The following is a 14,963-nucleotide window of genomic DNA, read 5'->3' as shown; positions in this document are numbered from 1 at the left end:
CCTAGGCAGCCGCGCCGATCCGCTCGGCGACAATGCGGCGCAGTGCAGCGAGCGACAGCGAGATCGACGTGAGGTCGATCCTCTCGTTGTGCCCGTGCACTCCCTCGCGGTAGCGCTCGTACGACCACGCGGGGCCCAGCAGCCCAAAACCGTACGCGGGCACACCGATCTCGCGAAAGAAGCGCGCGTCCGATCCTCCCGCCGCCATAATCGGCACAACGGGAGCACCGGCGACTGCCTCAACGGCGCGCTCGAGCGCGGCGAACAGCGGAGTCTCGGTGCTCGAAGCCGTCGCGTCCCAACCGCGCAGGTGCGTGATCTGGGTCTCGTCGGCGAGTGGCCCAAGCACGGCCCGCAGCAGGTCGTCAACGTCATCGTCGCTCGTGCCAGGAAGGGTGCGTATGTCGAGTTGCACAGATCCCGATCCCGGAATCACGTTGTGCGCCGATCCTGCACGCAATACCGTCGGCGAGATGGTCACGCGCGACACCGCATACGCATAGCCCGCAATGCCACCCAGATGAGCAATCGCGGTGTCGAGCCGCACGGGGTCGCGCAGTCGCTCGGCCAGATCCGCATCGTCGATGCGCGCCGTGACAAATGCATCCCACAGCTCGCCAAGCTCTGCGGCCGGCACGGCCTGCGAGAGCTGCTGCAGGATCTCACCCACAGCAAACACTGCACTGCGGGCTCCATAGGGGATCGACGCGTGCCCCGGTTTACCCTGCACAGTCAACAGACGGCCCGCCGATCCCTTCTCGGCCACACCAATCGCCACGTGCGAACCCATGCGCATGCCGCCGGACTCTGTGAGCACTTCGCTAACCTCAACGATGTCGGGGTACTGCTGCAGCAACCACTTCAGACCGTAATCACCGCCGGCCTCTTCGTCGGCAACCGCAAGCAGCACAAGATCACCACGCGGTTTCTCGGGAGCAAGCGCGACCTCGCGCAGCACTGTCGCAAAGGCCGCCGTCAGGTAGAGCATGTCGACTGCCCCGCGACCCCAGACCTCGTCGTCGATAAGGTCGCCACCGAACGGGTTGCGAGTCCACCCATCGGGATCAACCGGCACCACGTCGATGTGCCCCAGCAATCCGAGGGCGGGCGCCGTCGGATCGGTGCCTCGCACGCGCGCAATCAGAGACGCTCTGCCTGGTGCAGCCTCAAGCACGTGCATCTCCACGGGAACGTCTGCGAGAAATCGCTGCAGCACGCGCACGTTACGAATCTCTTGTCCGGAAGTCTCTGTGCCCTCGTTGACACACGCCTCGCGGATCATCTCGCGCAGCAACTCGACCGTTGCGTCAACTCCCGCATCATTTTCCGCGCTCTCCGCTGACACCCGGCACACCTCCGCTCGCGACTGGGCCACGCCCACTGATCGCTCTAGCTTACTCGCCGGGAAGTCGCACAGAGCGCTCAATCGAATCGAGGATCGCGGCGACTCCCGCGCGGTACACCGTGAGGCCGTCGATCGCGAGCAGGGCCTCTCGATACTCACGAACGAGCGGGTACCGAGAAAGATCCACTGATCCGAACGTACTGATCCAGGGGTCGAACCGTCGCTGGCCGCGGCCCCGTTTCGCAAGACCTCGTGCGCGAGCGCCGCGTTCTGCGAAACCGCAAACCCAGAAACGGCAGCATAGGCGCGGATTAGGGCGTCGCCCCCAAGACCAGCCTCACTGAGCAGGCCAAGAATCAGCTCGTCAGCGGACACATCACCGGGACCAACCGGATCAACCACCGCACCCTCAATGGCGACCGAGGGATACTCCAGGCTCAGCTCGGCGGCTCTGGCTAGATACGCTTCGAGACGCTCTCGCCACGACCCTTCGGCGGCGAGCGCATGAGTCACCGCCATCTCAGCAAGACGGTCGAGCGCCGCCCTCGTCAACTCGTCTTTATTACGAAAGTGCCGGTACATGGCCGTCGCGTCGACGCCGAGGGCCTCGCCGAGCCGTTTAAAGGTGGGTCGAACCCCGGGCTCGGTGCGCGCGAGCTCAAGCAGTGCGTCGACAATCATCCGCTGATCAAGGCGAGTGCGCCGCGGGGCTGCTGCTGTCATGCGATCTCCGGTTCTGCAGGGTGCCCTCAGTCTAACGAGGGGCCGACCGAACGAGCTTGCCCAGATGTCCTATTCCGAGCGCGGCCCTGGCCGCTAGGCTAAGCACCATTCAATGAGGAGGCCACGTGCAGAGTGATCAGCAAGCAGATGTCGTGTTCGAAAACGGCTGGATCTACACAGGCCTGGACACCACACCCTCAAGGGGTGGCCTCGCGATCGCGAACGGCAAGATCCTCACCACTGATCCCAACGAGGTCGCCACCCTCGCCAAGGAAGCACGCGAACGGGTCGACCTCAACGGCCGCCTCGTCGTACCGGGATTCCAAGACGCGCACGTGCACCCCGTGATCGCCGGCATCGAGCTACTGAGCTGTGACCTGTCAGCCTGTGTCACGGCCGAGGAGACACTCGACGCGATCGGGCAGTACGCGGCAGCGCATCCCGAGCTCACTTGGATCCTCGGGGCGGGCTGGTCGATGGACGCGTTCCCTGGTGGCACGCCGACAAGGCAGGCACTCGACGCGGTCGTCTCCGACCGTCCGGTGTTCCTTGAGAATCGCGACCACCACAGCGCGTGGGTCAACTCGCTGGCACTAGAACTGGCCGGCCTCAATACACACACCCCAGACCCCGCAGACGGCCGCATCGAGCGCGATCCCAGCGGTTTCCCCGCGGGCACCCTGCACGAGGGAGCAATGACACTCTTTGACGGTGTTCGCCCCCGCGCCACTGCCGAACAGGCCTACGCGGGTCTGCTCGCGGCACAGGATCACCTCATCACCCAGGGCATCACCGCATGGCAGGACGCGGCGGTCGGCGAATTCATGGGCAGCCCCGACACCGTGCCGGTGTACCGCCGCGCGCTCGAAGAGGGAACCTTGAAGGTGCGCGTGCGCGGAGCGCAGTGGTGGGATCGAGAGGCGGGTCGGGATCAGCTGGCCCCGATCCTCACCCGAAGAGACGAGGCTGCAGCAGCGTATAATCCGCACCAGTTTTCGCTGGAGTCTGTCAAGGTGATGGTTGATGGGGTAGCGGAGAGCTTCACCGCGGCTATGCACGACTGTTACCTCGATCACCGTGGCCACGCGACCAACAATCGCGGCATCACGTTCTTCGACCCGGCAGAGATGGCCGAGTTTGTCGCCGCCCTCGACGCCGCGGGTATGCAGGTGCATTTTCACGCACTCGGCGACCGTGCGGTAACCGAGGCGCTAAATGCCGTGGAGCACGCGCTCACCACCAACGGCCAGCGTGGCAACCGCCACCATCTGGCGCACCTGCAGGTCGTACGTCCCGAGGATGTTGAGCGCTTCGAGTTGCTCGAAGCCACTGCCAACATGCAGGCGCTGTGGGCGTGCCACGAGGATCAGCTCGACGAGTTGACGCTGCCGTTTCTTGCCGACGATGCCGAACAGCATCACTACCCATTCGGTGACCTGGCAACGACAGGGGCGCACCTCGCCGCGGGCAGTGACTGGCCGGTGTCGAGCCCTGACCCGCTGCAGGCGATCCACGTCGCAGTGAACCGTGTTTCTGCAAACCATATCTCCGCGACGGGCAATAGGCCGCCGCTCGGGGATCCACGCCAGCGCCTCACCGTGGCGCAAGCACTCGACGCGTATACGCAGGGCACGGCGCGCGTGAACCACCTCGACGATTGCACGGGCCGACTGCTGCCGGGGTACTTTGCGGATCTCGCGATCCTCGACCGCAATATCTTCGAGCTGGCACCCGAGAAACTACACGAGGCCCGGGTCGATGAAACCTGGATCGGGGGCGAACGCGTGTTTGCGCGGCGGTGAGGCTGCGGGTGGATTATTCCTCATCTTCGACCGCGCGCACAGCCTTGCGATCGGCGAGGAGTGTGTCGCGCACGCGACGACGCAGCACCTTACCAATGAGGGACTTCGGCAGTTCTTCCCACACCAGGTAGGTACTGGGCCGTTTGTATTCGGCGAGATATTCACGCGCGGCTTCGCGAGCCGCGGCTTCGTCGAACGTCGCGCCAGGCTCCAAGATCACCGCAACTGTCACAACCTCAGCACCACCGCCGCGGGGGATACCGACAACGGCAGATTCCGCAACACCAGGCACCCCGTTCACCACGCGCTCAACCTCGCTCGGCGAAACGTTGAAACCACCGGTAATGATGAGTTCCTTCTTGCGGTCGACGACGGTCACAAAACCGTCTTCGTCTTGCACCACAAGGTCACCCGTGCGCAGCCAGCCGCCCTCAAGCAGCGTTGCCGCGGTGTCTTCAGGACGATTCCAGTACCCCTGGAACACCTGTGGCCCACTGATCAGCAGTTCGCCCACCTCACCAAGCTCAACCTCGCGGGTGGGTTCCTCGGGATCCACCACCCGAATATCGGTCGAGGGGAACGGCAGCCCGATGGCACCGATCTTGCGCGCATCACTGAAGGGGTTCGCGAGTGCCACAGGACTCGTCTCGGTGAGCCCATACCCTCATTTAGCATGCTGCCCGCGAGATCCTCCAGCGCTTCACGACCGCGGGGGTCAGCGTCATCGCACCCGAGATCGCGTAGACAACACCCTTCAGGTCAAGCTGTCCGTCGCGAGCGACACGGGCGAGCCGGTCGAACATCGGCGGCACCGCGGGCACGAACGTCGGCGGGAACTTCTTGGCGGCCTGCGACACGAGCTCGGGATCGAAGGTCGGAAACAGCACCGCGCGCGACCCCGTCTCAACCGAGTAGATCACAGAGAGCAGCAGCCCAAACGCGTGGAACATGGGCAGCAACCCATAGATGCTGCCCTCGCCGCGCGTGAACTCAGGCATCCACGCGGCACCCTGGCGGGCGTTGGCCCACAGGTTGCCATGTGTGATGATCGCACCCTTTGGCGTCCCCGTGGTGCCCGAGGTGTACTGCAGGCAGGCGATGTCGTCTTTGGTGGGGCGGGGGTGGTTGCTCGGGATCGGGGCCTCGCGCTCCAGTTTGTCGAATGCAATTGTTCCCGTGGTCGCTGTCGTCAGCTTCTCGCGTGACTCGCGTGCTTTCTGAATGGGCAGGCGTAAAGCCATGCGCGTACCGAAGGGCATGGCTTTGGTGACGTCAACGGAAACGATCGTGTTGATGCCGAGCCCCGCAGGCATACCCTGCAGGGTCTCCACGACCTTGCTCCACGCGATGACGACGGTGGCGCCATGATCCCGAAACTGCACCTCAAGCTCATCGCGCGTGTAGAGCGGATTGTGTTCAACAACAACGGCCCCGAGTCGCAGCACAGCATAGAACGCAATCACGTGCTGGGGAGCGTTGGGCATAATGAGCGCCACGCGATCCCCGCTTTCACCCCAAGCTTGTGCAGGGCGTTTGCTACTCGCACGACACGGTCTGCGAGTGAGCGGTAAGTGATGGTCGCGCCGAAGAAGGCGATGGCGTCGCGATCCGCCCACTGCGTGCAGCGTTCGTCGAGCAGATCGATCAGCGAGCCAGTGACGGTCTCGATATCAATGGGCGTGCCGGGCGCGTAGAAGCGGTTCCAGGCACGCGTTTCGTTCATGTGCATGCTTAGAGGGTACCGGCCCTCGGTGCGCTATGGCTTCGGGACTGGAGGACCCAACCACAGCAGCACCACAAAGACAACCGTCACACCCACGACAAGAATCAAGACCGACAGCAGCGGGTGGCGCAGCACCCAGGCTTGGAGCTTCTCGATAAAGCCGCGGGGTTCGTCGCGACCCGGTGCCAAGCGCCAAGTTTTGCTGAGCAGACCACGATGATCGACCACCAACTCGAATGGCAGGGTCGCGAACGGGATCACCGAAGATGCGAGGCCAAGGATGCCGGTCGAGGTACGCCAGCGCTCGTTCACCCACACAAACACCGTGATGACGCAGTAGGCGAGAAACACGAAGCCGTGCACCCCACCCGCGATACTCACCAGGTCGGCGGTGCCTGTTCCACGGAGGATCAGTGCGGCGATCAATCCCGCCCACGTGACAACCTCGGCCGTGGCGAACGTACGAAAAAGAAGACGCGGCGACATGCCTCCACCGTAGCTGATGGGTGCTGAGAGGGGGTTGATGGGGCCCAAGGGAATCACTCGCGGACCCCACCAACACGTTTATTAACCGACGAGGCTGATCTCTTCCGACCCCGAGAACCCACCATCGCTCACCTGAAGCGTTGTAGGAACAGCATCGGCAGGCATATCGAAGATGACTCCACCCTCAATCGCGTTGCCCGGGTTAATTGTGTCGGCACTCAAGATGTCCGGGTTGGAGATGCTGTAGAGCATCGCACTCGTGTCAGCGCTGAAGGATCGCCCCTGCTCATCGATGACCGCAAGACCGTTTATCAAGAACATTTTGGATGCATCACCAATGTTTGAGACTTTGACGTTGACCCGCACAAAACGGCCCTGTGCGGTCGCGCTTGAGATGCTATTTCCGACGGTGGTACCCGCTTCTTCGACACCCAACGCCGTAAACTCAAAGTCACCACTCTGTACAGCGGTGCCGATCCCGGGCTTCGCCTTTTCAGCAGGCTTCGATTCTTCCTTCTTTGGTTCTTCAGCGGCCTTCTTGGAGTCCTGCGTCGAAGTCTCGGAGGTCTTGGCGGCAGCATCGGCTTCGTCTGATCCGCCATTACCGCCACTCGCAGCGACCGAAATGATAATGATGAGCACGAGTGCGCCGCCCAAGCCCGTCAGCACCTTGTGCCGCGCGAACCAGGATCGTTTCTTCTCGGGCGTCGGAACCTGCGGAGGAGGGGCTGCTGCGCGTACTGCTGAGGTGCCTGCGAGGAAACCGGCATCTGTCCGGGCTGTTCCGGGGGCATCTGCTGCGACATGGGGTACTCATTTCTGAAGAGAATGATGGGGTGGTGACGCGGTTCTTCCGCGCTCCCTCTTAGTTCACCCCGTGGGGGTTCCCCAGCACAGCCCTCGATCGGTCAATCGCTCGGATCGTTCGGTCATTTTTGGCTGGCACATTCGGTTCGTTCGGAGGCCGCACCCGTCACCAGGGTTTCGTAAGATTGCCCTATGACCGTTGCTCATCCCCCAGCGCAAAAGCGCAGCTGGGCCTCCCGCGCAGGCACGATTACGCTCAATGTCTTGATCGTGGCCACAGGCGTCTTCCTTGCGATCGCCCCCATGTCTTACCAGAGCATGGCCGGCAACGAGCGCCTGCCCTTCTACCTTTCGATTGTGAGCTTCTTCGCGCTCGCCACTGCGTCCGTGATGCTCATCTGGCGGCGTACGCTCGCGGTGCCGATTGTCATCGCCGCGAGTTTCGCCGCGATCCTGCTGCCAGCCACCCCATTCGCAGCGCTCGTTGCGCTCGCAACCGTCTTTAAGCAACGCACCTGGTCGACCATTATCCAGCTTTCCCTACTGGTGCTAGCCGCAACCGTTGCGGGTGGCCTGTGGGATCTCTCGCTCGGCCAGCACTCAGTTGCCGCGGTGTTCTCGCAGCAAGATCCTCTACCCACCGCCAAGCAACTGTTCGCCAACGCGGGCTGGATCCTGCCCCTCGGCACCGTTATTTGGATGTGGCCTTTCATCACCTGGGGCCTCATCTCACGCACACTCTCCGACAGGGATCGCGCGCGCAATGGCGAGTCGCGGGCGGAACACGAGGCTCAAGAGCTGCGCGACGCTGCGTCGACTCAGGCGGCCAGGCAAGAGGTCGCACGCGAACTGCACGATACGATCGCCGCGAAACTCAGCACGGTGTCACTGCACGCGGGGGCGCTCGAAGCACAGGCCGGTGAGAACCCTGAGCTGCTCGACTCGGCTCGGGTCGTGAGGTCGGCGGTGCACGATTCAATCGAGGATCTGCGGCACGTTGTCGCGCAGCTGCGAGATCCCGACCCCGAGGCAAGCCAACGGCAGCACCGCTACTCGCTCGGCGACCTCGACGAACTCATCGAAGAGGCCCACCGCTCAGGCAACAGCGTCCGCTCCCGGATCAGCCTCTCCGATTTCAGCCTCTGCGACCCAGCCATCGCCCACGCAACCTACCGCATCGTGCAGGAGTCACTCACCAACGCCCGCAAGCACGCACCCGGTGCACCACTCTCGGTGACGGTGCAGGGTGGTCCCGAGAACGGCATCTATATCAAGGTGCACACCGAGGCAATGGCCAGCGGATCGGCGGCCGCTTCTGCCGGCTTCGTTGATCCCGCGCTCGCTTCGCCCGGAACATCCACGACCCCGGGTCACGGCCTGATCGGCATGCGTGAGCGGGCTCAGCAGCTCGGCGGCAGTCTGAGTGCGCAGTTGGCCCCGAGGGCGGGTTCCGCGTTGATGGCTGGCTGCCTTGGACTCCCGGCGATCCTGAACCGAGTCCACCAAGCGCGTAGACTCGAATTGTGCCCCTCACACAAACTGCTGCGCATCACGCCTCCGCAGAGCCTGCGAACCCACCTCAGGGCGTACCGACCATTCGGCTCGCGATCATTGACGATGACGCGCTCGTGCGAGCCGGGTTCAAAGCCCTGCTGACCGCCTCGGCGGATCTGCAGATCGTAGCTGAGGGCGAGAGCGGCCTCGATGTGTCGCGCATCATTCGGGATCAGCGACCAGACGTTGTGTTGATCGACGTGCGCATGCCCAGCATGAACGGCATCGACGCAGTGCGAGCCGCAAAGGGGTTTGCGCACGGCACCCCGCGTTCCTCATGATGACCGCCTTTGACGAAGATGGCACAGTGCTCGAGGCGATCCTTGCGGGGGCCGACGGGTTCTTGCTGAAAGACGAGGGTCCCGACGAGATTGTACGGGCGATCCGGCACGTTGCGCGCGGCGAGGCAAGCTTCTCTCCGCGCAGCGCCCGTCAACTGCGTGACTGGGTGTCGCGCTCCCCATCGCTCGCGGCCCAGCGACATGCGGAGGCGCAGCTCGCCCTACTGACTGAGCGAGAGCGCGATGTGGCGGTCGCAATTGCGACGGGTGCTTCAGACCGCGATATAGGCGCTCAGCTTTTTGTTGCGGAATCAACGGTGAAGTCGAGCCTGCGAGCCATCAACGTGAAGTGGGGCACTGAGAACCGCGTGCAGATTGCGGTGATTGTGGCGCGGTCGGGGGTTGAACTGTAGGTTCCTGTGTCCGTCAGCGAGGTTGGGTGGCGGCGTGGCTGTTGAGGGCTTGACTGCGGGGCTGACTGAATGCGCGACTCCTTTATTCCTGGGCCGTGTGGCCGTGTGGCTCCCCACGAGTGCACCCTTTGCCGACGAGCGGCCCCCATACTCGCGCGTTGGTAAGGGGCCGCTCGTCGGCAAAGGGTGCACTCGTGAATCTCCGATGACCTGATTTTATGCGTTTGGTGGGAGTTCCGGAGATCTTGATTGCTGCATAACTTGCGGCAATAATTGCTGCATGATCACAACCGATTCGAGAACCGTACGGCGCATTTCCATGCCACTCACCGAGCGCAACAGCCAAGATCTTGCGCTCATCCGCAGTTCTCCCGAGTTCAAACGAGAACTCAACACCAATTCGGATAGCGAAGGGGCCATCGCGCGTGCAGTGTTCGAAGAGGGCGTCCGCGCCGTGATGGAGCGGCTTGCCGAGCGTGCTTATCAGCAGATGGGCGAAGACGAAGCCGAAGCCGAAGCCGCGCGCAATCTGGCCAATCGCCAGCGCCTGACGCGCCGAGGCCGAGACCGGGTTGTTGATTGAGATAGAGCTCATACGCGGCCGCGTCTATGTGGCAGATCTTGAGAGCGGTGAACCCAAACCCTGGGTTGTGGTCTCTAACAACAACCGCAACCGCGCGCTTGGTTCGGCACTCGCGGTCAGAGTCACCACCACAAACAAGTTCGCTGAACTGCCCTCAGTTGTCGCGCTCCCTGACGGAGAGTGCGTGAGCGGATGGGTGCGTTGCGACAGTTTGACGACCCTTTACGCTGACGAACCAACGAGGGCCCTGCTTGGTCTGTCGCGCCCCGCAATGTCCTTGATTGAGGATGGAATCAAGGCCGCGCTGGGAATGGGTTAGGAGACCCTCAGGGCCTGCCAGACTGGCTAACGACTGATTTGCGGATCAGTCCGGCAGCGGTATTGGCGCGGTGAATGGCCCTCGCCACCGCTTTCGTTGCGCTTCGCTCGCACACCGAGTGTGATCCCGACGCTCGCCGCGATCACCAGTGCCACGGCAAGCATCCGCAAAGGTGTGGCCACCTGCCCCAAGATCAGCCACCCGGCCAGCGTCGCGAACGCGGGCTCGAGACTCAGCAGCACACCGAATACACGCTGCGGCAGACGTCGCAGCGCCGCGAGCTCGAAGCTGTAGGGAATAACTGACGAGAGCACTGCGGTTATCACGGCGAGTAGGAGCAGTTGGGGATCCACCGCAACCGTAACAACGGCCGGGATTCCGACCGGGATCAACAGCACCGCCGCAACGACCAACCCCATTGCGAGCCCGCCGCTGCCCGGAATGAGTGACCCGACTCGCGCACTCATCCGAATGTAGGCAGCCCAGCAACCCGCAGCAATGAGCGCAAACAGTACACCTATCGGGTCAAGCGGCTCGGCCCCGATCAGGCCATCAATTCCAAGCACCGCGACCCCAAGAACGGCGACGGTAACCCAGACGGCATCACCAAATTTTCGAGTGAGTGCCGCGGCGAGAGCCAGTGGGCCGAGAAACTCAATGGCGACCGCGGGGCCGAGCGGGATTCGGTCGATCGCGGCATAGAAGAAGCCGTTCATGGCTGCCAAGGTGACGCCGTAGAGCACCGCGGCGAACCACTGATCGCGGGTCCACCGCAGCGGAGCCGGTCGCACAATGAGGAGGAGCAAGATCGCGGCTATCGCAACACGGATCGAGGTCGCACCCCAGGGTCCGAGTACCGGAAAGAGTTGAGCGGCCACGGCCGCCCCGAACGGAAGCGACAGGCACGAGGCGATGACAAGCGCCACCCCAATGAGCGGAGTGGACGCGGCGGATTTTTGCACCAGTCAAGCTTAGGGGCAATGCCGTTCGGCAAGGGGTTTGTTCCGCCTTCGGTTGCTCTGCACCCCGTACTGCCGAGTCCACCCGATATTCACCGTAATTATCGGGTGGACTCGGCAAGACAGGGTGCGTGAGCACTCAGGCACCCTCCAGTAACCAGAAAAGCCCCGGAACCGCGAATAGTCGCGGGCCCGGGGCTTGAGTCGACCTTCCGGTGAAAGCCTAGAAGTCCCAGTCCTCGTCCTCGGTGGCGACGGCCTTGCCGATGACGTACGACGAACCCGAACCCGAGAAGAAGTCGTGGTTCTCGTCAGCGTTCGGCGAGAGCGAGGAGAGGATCGCCGGGTTGACGTCGGTCATCTCCTTCGGGAACATCGGCTCGTAGCCGAGGTTCATCAGCGCCTTGTTCGCGTTGTAGTGCAGGAACTTCTTGACATCCTCGGTCAAGCCAACGTTGTCGTAGAGATCCTGCGTATAGAGCACCTCGTTCTCGTAGAGCTCGTAGAGCAGCGAAAAGGTGTAGTCCTTGAGCTCTTGGCGGCGCTCCTCGGTCTCGTTTTCGAGGCCCTTCTGAAACTTGTAGCCGATGTAGTAGCCGTGCACGGCCTCGTCACGAATGATGAGGCGGATCAGGTCGGCCGTGTTGGTGAGCTTCGCGTGTGCCGACCAGTACATCGGCAGGTAGAAGCCCGAGTAGAAGAGGAACGACTCGAGCAAAGTCGAGGCGATCTTGCGCTTCAGTGGATCGTCGCCCTCGTAGTAGTTGACAATAATCTGCGCCTTCTTCTGCAGATTCGGGTTCTCCATCGACCAGCGGAAGGCGTCGTCGATCTCGGTCGTCGAGCACAGCGTCGAGAAGATCGACGAGTAGCTCTTTGCGTGCACCGACTCCATGAAGGCGATGTTGGTGTACACGGCCTCCTCGTGGGGTGTGATCGCGTCGGGAATCAGCGAGACTGCACCGACAGTGCCCTGGATCGTGTCGAGCAGGGTCAGCCCGGTGAACACGCGCATGGTAAGCAGCTGCTCGTCGGGTGTGAGTGTTGCCCACGACTGCACGTCGTTCGACAGCGGCACCTTCTCGGGCACCCAGAAGTTGTTGACCAGGCGGTTCCACACCTCAAGGTCTTTTTCGTCTTGGATGCGGTTCCAGTTGATCGCCTGCACAGCGTGACCCAGTTTGAAGTTCATCGCTTCCTTCTTCAGTCTTTGTCAGTTAAAACGGGGGAGGATCCTGAGCCGCACTCGGCGAACTCAGGATCCGCGAGCGCGAGCACTACAGCATGCAGCTGACGCACTCTTCCATGTCGGTGCCCTCGAGCGCGAGCTGGCGCAGACGGATGTAGTAGATCGTCTTGATGCCCTTGCGCCACGCGTAGATCTGCGCCTTGTTGATGTCACGAGTGGTTGCCGTGTCTTTGAAGAACAGCGTCAGCGACAGGCCTTGATCAACGTGCTGGGTTGCAGCCGCGTAGGTGTCGATGATCTTCTCGGGGCCGATCTCGTACGCATCCTCGTAGTACTCGAGGTTGTCGTTCGTGAGGAAGGGGGCCGGGTAGTAGACACGACCGAGCTTGCCTTCTTTACGAATCTCGATCTTGGAGGCGATCGGGTGGATCGACGAGGTCGAGTTGTTGATGTACGAGATGGAACCGGTGGGCGGCACGGCCTGCAGGTTCTGGTTGTAGATGCCGTGCTGCATGACGCTTGCCTTCAGCGCAGTCCAGTCTTCCTGGGTCGGGATCGCGACGCCCGCTTCGGCAAAGATTTCGCGCACGCGGGCGGTGGCGGGCTCCCACACCTGGTCGGTGTACTTGTTGAAGAATTCACCGGAGGCATACTGCGAATCTTCAAAGCCCCGAAGGTGACCTTGCGCTCGATGGCGATCTTGTTTGACGCCTGGATCGCGTGGAAGAGCACCGTGTAGAAGTAGATGTTCGTGAAGTCGATGCCCTCTTCGCTGCCGTAGTGCACGCGCTCGCGAGCCAGGTAACCGTGCAGGTTCATCTGGCCGAGGCCGATGGCGTGCGACTTGTCGTTGCCGTCTTCGATCGAGCGCACCGAGCTGATGTGGCTCATATCGCTGACCGCGGTGAGGGCGCGGATCGCGAGGTCGACGCTGCCGCCGAAGTCGCCGCCGTCCATCATCATCGCGATGTTCATCGAGCCGAGGTTGCAAGAGATGTCTTTGCCGATCTCTTTGTAGCTGAGATCTTCGTTATAGGTGGTCGGGGTGTTGACCTGGAGAATCTCGGAGCAGAGGTTCGACATGTTGATGCGGCCCTTGATCGGGTTCGCCTTGTTCACCGTGTCTTCGAACACGATGTAGGGGTAGCCCGACTCAAACTGCAGCTCGGCGATGGTCTGGAAGAAGTGACGCGCGTTGATCTTAGTCTTGCTGATGCGCGCATCGTCAACCATCTCGTGGTACTTCTCGGTCACGGAGATGTCACCGAAGGGAACGCCGTAGACCTTTTCGACGTCGTACGGCGAGAAGAGGTACATGTCTTCGCCCTTACGAGCGAGATCAAACGTGATGTCGGGGATGACAACGCCGAGCGAGAGGGTCTTGATGCGGATCTTCTCGTCTGCATTCTCGCGCTTGGTATCGAGGAAGCGCATGATGTCGGGGTGGTGCGCCGAGAGGTACACCGCGCCCGCGCCCTGGCGTGCACCGAGCTGGTTTGCGTAGCTGAAGCTGTCTTCGAGCAGCTTCATGACGGGGATGATGCCCGAGGACTGGTTCTCGATCTTCTTGATCGGGGCGCCCGACTCACGAATGTTCGAGAGCGAAAGGGCAACACCGCCGCCGCGCTTCGAGAGCTGCAGCGAGGAGTTGATGCCGCGTGAGATCGACTCCATGTTGTCTTCGATGCGCAGCAGGAAGCAGGAGACGAGCTCGCCGCGCTGTGCCTTGCCGAGGTTCAGGAAGGTAGGCGTTGCGGGCTGGAACCGGCCCGAGATGATCTCGCGGGTCAACCCGCGTGCGAGATCCTGATCGCCCTGCGCAAGACCGAGGGCAACCATCACCACACGGTCTTCGAAACGCTCGAGGTAGCGCTTGCCGTCAAACGTCTTGAGGGCGTAGGAGGTGAAGAACTTGAACGCACCGAGGAAGGTCGGGAAGCGGAACTTCATCTTGTAGGCCTCGTCGGTGAGGTCTTCAACGAACTTCTCTGGGTACTGGTCGAGTAGTTCTTTCTCGTAGTACTCGTTGTCGATGAGGTAGCGCATGCGCTCTTCGAAGTTGTGGAAGAACACCATGTTTTGGTTGACGTGCTGCAAGAAGTACTGCCGCGCGGCCTCGCGATCCTTATCGAACTGGATCTTGCCGTTCGCGTCGTACAGGTTGAGCATCGCGTTCAGCGAGTGGAAGTCCATCTCGCTGATCTTTGAGGAGTCGAGCCCCGGTTCCATCACTGTTGTTTCCAAAACTGTTCCAATCCTTCTTGGACGGCGGTGACGTCGTCCGGTGTTCCAAAGAGTTCGAGGCGGTACAGGTGCGGTACCTTGCACTTTTGGGCGATGATGTCGCCCGCGATGCCGTACGCAGCACCGAAGTTTGTGTTGCCGGTTGCGATCACCCCGCGGATGAGCTTGCGGTTGCGTTCGTCGTTCAAGAAGCGAATGACTTGTTTGGGCACTGCTCGAAGTGCCGGGCCACCCCGTAGGTTGGTACCAGGAGCACAAAGGGCTCAGTCACAACGAGCGGCTCGTCGCTCGCGTAGAGCGGGATTCTGAGTGCCGGTCTCCCCAACTTTTCTACGAAGCGGCGGGTGTTCCCCGACACGCTAGAAAAGTAGACCAGGTCTGGCATCACGTTTGCCCCTCTCCGCACACCCGCTGGGTGCGCCGAACGCCCGCAACCGATCAAAGGCGCGAGGCCTGAGCATCGGCTGCGGGCCGGGCTTCGCTCCGTGTACTGCCTTATTGCTGCCGCACCGACTCTCGCGCCTCGTGGCGGCAA

At 62.1% G+C, this 14,963-nt stretch carries 11 protein-coding genes and 3 pseudogenes; 6 read left to right on the top strand and 8 right to left on the bottom strand.

Going from position 1 to position 14,963, the window contains the following annotated elements; all coding sequences use genetic code 11:
* Position 1: 1 nt before the first annotated feature.
* Positions 2-2,068, bottom strand: coding sequence for a M20/M25/M40 family metallo-hydrolase (locus tag G7066_RS15490; protein ID WP_244303158.1), 2,067 nt, complete (start codon positions 2,066-2,068; stop codon positions 2-4).
* 125 nt (positions 2,069-2,193) lie between these two features.
* Between G7066_RS15490 and G7066_RS01760 the strand changes: the two genes are divergently transcribed.
* Positions 2,194-3,870, top strand: coding sequence for an amidohydrolase (locus G7066_RS01760; protein WP_244303155.1), 1,677 nt, complete (start codon positions 2,194-2,196; stop codon positions 3,868-3,870).
* 13 nt (positions 3,871-3,883) lie between these two features.
* Here the strand turns inward: G7066_RS01760 and G7066_RS17685 are convergent.
* The 3 genes and pseudogenes from G7066_RS17685 to G7066_RS01745 form a co-directional block, all read right to left on the bottom strand.
* Positions 3,884-5,599: pseudogene (locus G7066_RS17685) on the bottom strand (AMP-binding protein).
* A 27-nt stretch (positions 5,600-5,626) separates the two neighbouring features.
* Positions 5,627-6,079 carry a DUF3817 domain-containing protein gene (locus tag G7066_RS01750; protein ID WP_166328573.1) on the bottom strand — a complete coding sequence of 151 codons (453 nt, stop codon included), beginning with the start codon at positions 6,077-6,079 and terminating at the stop codon, positions 5,627-5,629.
* Positions 6,080-6,160: 81 nt separating this feature from the next.
* Positions 6,161-6,736 carry a DUF4352 domain-containing protein gene (locus G7066_RS01745; protein WP_166328571.1) on the bottom strand — a complete coding sequence of 192 codons (576 nt, stop codon included), beginning with the start codon at positions 6,734-6,736 and terminating at the stop codon, positions 6,161-6,163.
* A 342-nt stretch (positions 6,737-7,078) separates the two neighbouring features.
* On the opposite strand from G7066_RS01745, the gene G7066_RS01740 reads away from it, so the two are divergent.
* From G7066_RS01740 to G7066_RS01720, 5 genes are all read left to right on the top strand, one after another.
* Positions 7,079-8,542: a sensor histidine kinase gene (locus G7066_RS01740; protein ID WP_166328569.1), complete on the top strand. Its 1,464-nt coding sequence runs from the start codon at positions 7,079-7,081 to the stop codon at positions 8,540-8,542.
* Positions 8,515-8,721 (top strand): response regulator, encoded by a 207-nt coding sequence (locus tag G7066_RS01735; RefSeq protein ID WP_166328567.1) that lies wholly within the window; start codon positions 8,515-8,517, stop codon positions 8,719-8,721. Before G7066_RS01740 ends, G7066_RS01735 begins: the two co-directional genes overlap by 28 nt.
* On the top strand, positions 8,718-9,134 hold the full coding sequence (locus tag G7066_RS01730; protein ID WP_166328565.1) for a LuxR C-terminal-related transcriptional regulator: 417 nt from the start codon (positions 8,718-8,720) through the stop codon (positions 9,132-9,134). The genes G7066_RS01735 and G7066_RS01730 overlap by 4 nt, the downstream gene beginning before the upstream one ends.
* A 280-nt stretch (positions 9,135-9,414) precedes the next feature.
* Positions 9,415-9,717 carry a hypothetical protein gene (locus G7066_RS01725; protein ID WP_166328563.1) on the top strand — a complete coding sequence of 101 codons (303 nt, stop codon included), beginning with the start codon at positions 9,415-9,417 and terminating at the stop codon, positions 9,715-9,717.
* A complete protein-coding gene (locus G7066_RS01720) occupies positions 9,710-10,036 on the top strand; it encodes a type II toxin-antitoxin system PemK/MazF family toxin (protein ID WP_166328561.1) in 327 nt (108 codons plus the stop codon). The genes G7066_RS01725 and G7066_RS01720 overlap by 8 nt, the downstream gene beginning before the upstream one ends.
* A 26-nt stretch (positions 10,037-10,062) precedes the next feature.
* On the opposite strand, the gene G7066_RS01715 is transcribed toward G7066_RS01720, so the two are convergent.
* From G7066_RS01715 to nrdI, 4 genes and pseudogenes are all read right to left on the bottom strand, one after another.
* The gene (locus G7066_RS01715) at positions 10,063-10,998 is read right to left on the bottom strand and encodes an EamA family transporter (RefSeq protein WP_244303154.1); all 936 of its coding nucleotides are present in this window, start codon (positions 10,996-10,998) and stop codon (positions 10,063-10,065) included.
* Between the two features lie 220 nt (positions 10,999-11,218).
* Entirely contained in the window at positions 11,219-12,187 is a 969-nt protein-coding gene (gene nrdF, locus G7066_RS01710; protein WP_166328559.1) for a class 1b ribonucleoside-diphosphate reductase subunit beta, read from the bottom strand.
* 85 nt (positions 12,188-12,272) lie between these two features.
* Positions 12,273-14,413, bottom strand: a pseudogene (gene nrdE / locus G7066_RS01705) (class 1b ribonucleoside-diphosphate reductase subunit alpha).
* A pseudogene (nrdI, locus tag G7066_RS01700) lies at positions 14,413-14,813 on the bottom strand (class Ib ribonucleoside-diphosphate reductase assembly flavoprotein NrdI). The pseudogenes nrdE and nrdI overlap by 1 nt, the downstream one beginning before the upstream one ends.
* Between the last annotated feature and the right edge of the window lie 150 nt (positions 14,814-14,963).

The sequence above is a fragment of the Leucobacter coleopterorum genome (assembly GCF_011382985.1).
Lineage (GTDB): Bacteria > Actinomycetota > Actinomycetes > Actinomycetales > Microbacteriaceae > Leucobacter > Leucobacter coleopterorum.
This window is presented reverse-complemented; position numbering and strand designations above follow the sequence as displayed.

Excerpts from the sequence above, each read along its gene's own strand:
- G7066_RS15490 (WP_244303158.1), bottom strand. The coding sequence starts at position 2,068 with ATGACAGCAGCAGCCCCGCGGCGCACTCGCCTTGATCAGCGGATGATT.
- G7066_RS01750 (WP_166328573.1), bottom strand. The coding sequence starts at position 6,079 with ATGTCGCCGCGTCTTCTTTTTCGTACGTTCGCCACGGCCGAGGTTGTC.
- G7066_RS01725 (WP_166328563.1), top strand. The coding sequence starts at position 9,415 with ATGATCACAACCGATTCGAGAACCGTACGGCGCATTTCCATGCCACTC.
- G7066_RS01730 (WP_166328565.1), top strand. The coding sequence starts at position 8,718 with ATGATGACCGCCTTTGACGAAGATGGCACAGTGCTCGAGGCGATCCTT.
- nrdF (WP_166328559.1), bottom strand. The coding sequence starts at position 12,187 with ATGAACTTCAAACTGGGTCACGCTGTGCAGGCGATCAACTGGAACCGC.
- G7066_RS01740 (WP_166328569.1), top strand. The coding sequence starts at position 7,079 with ATGACCGTTGCTCATCCCCCAGCGCAAAAGCGCAGCTGGGCCTCCCGC.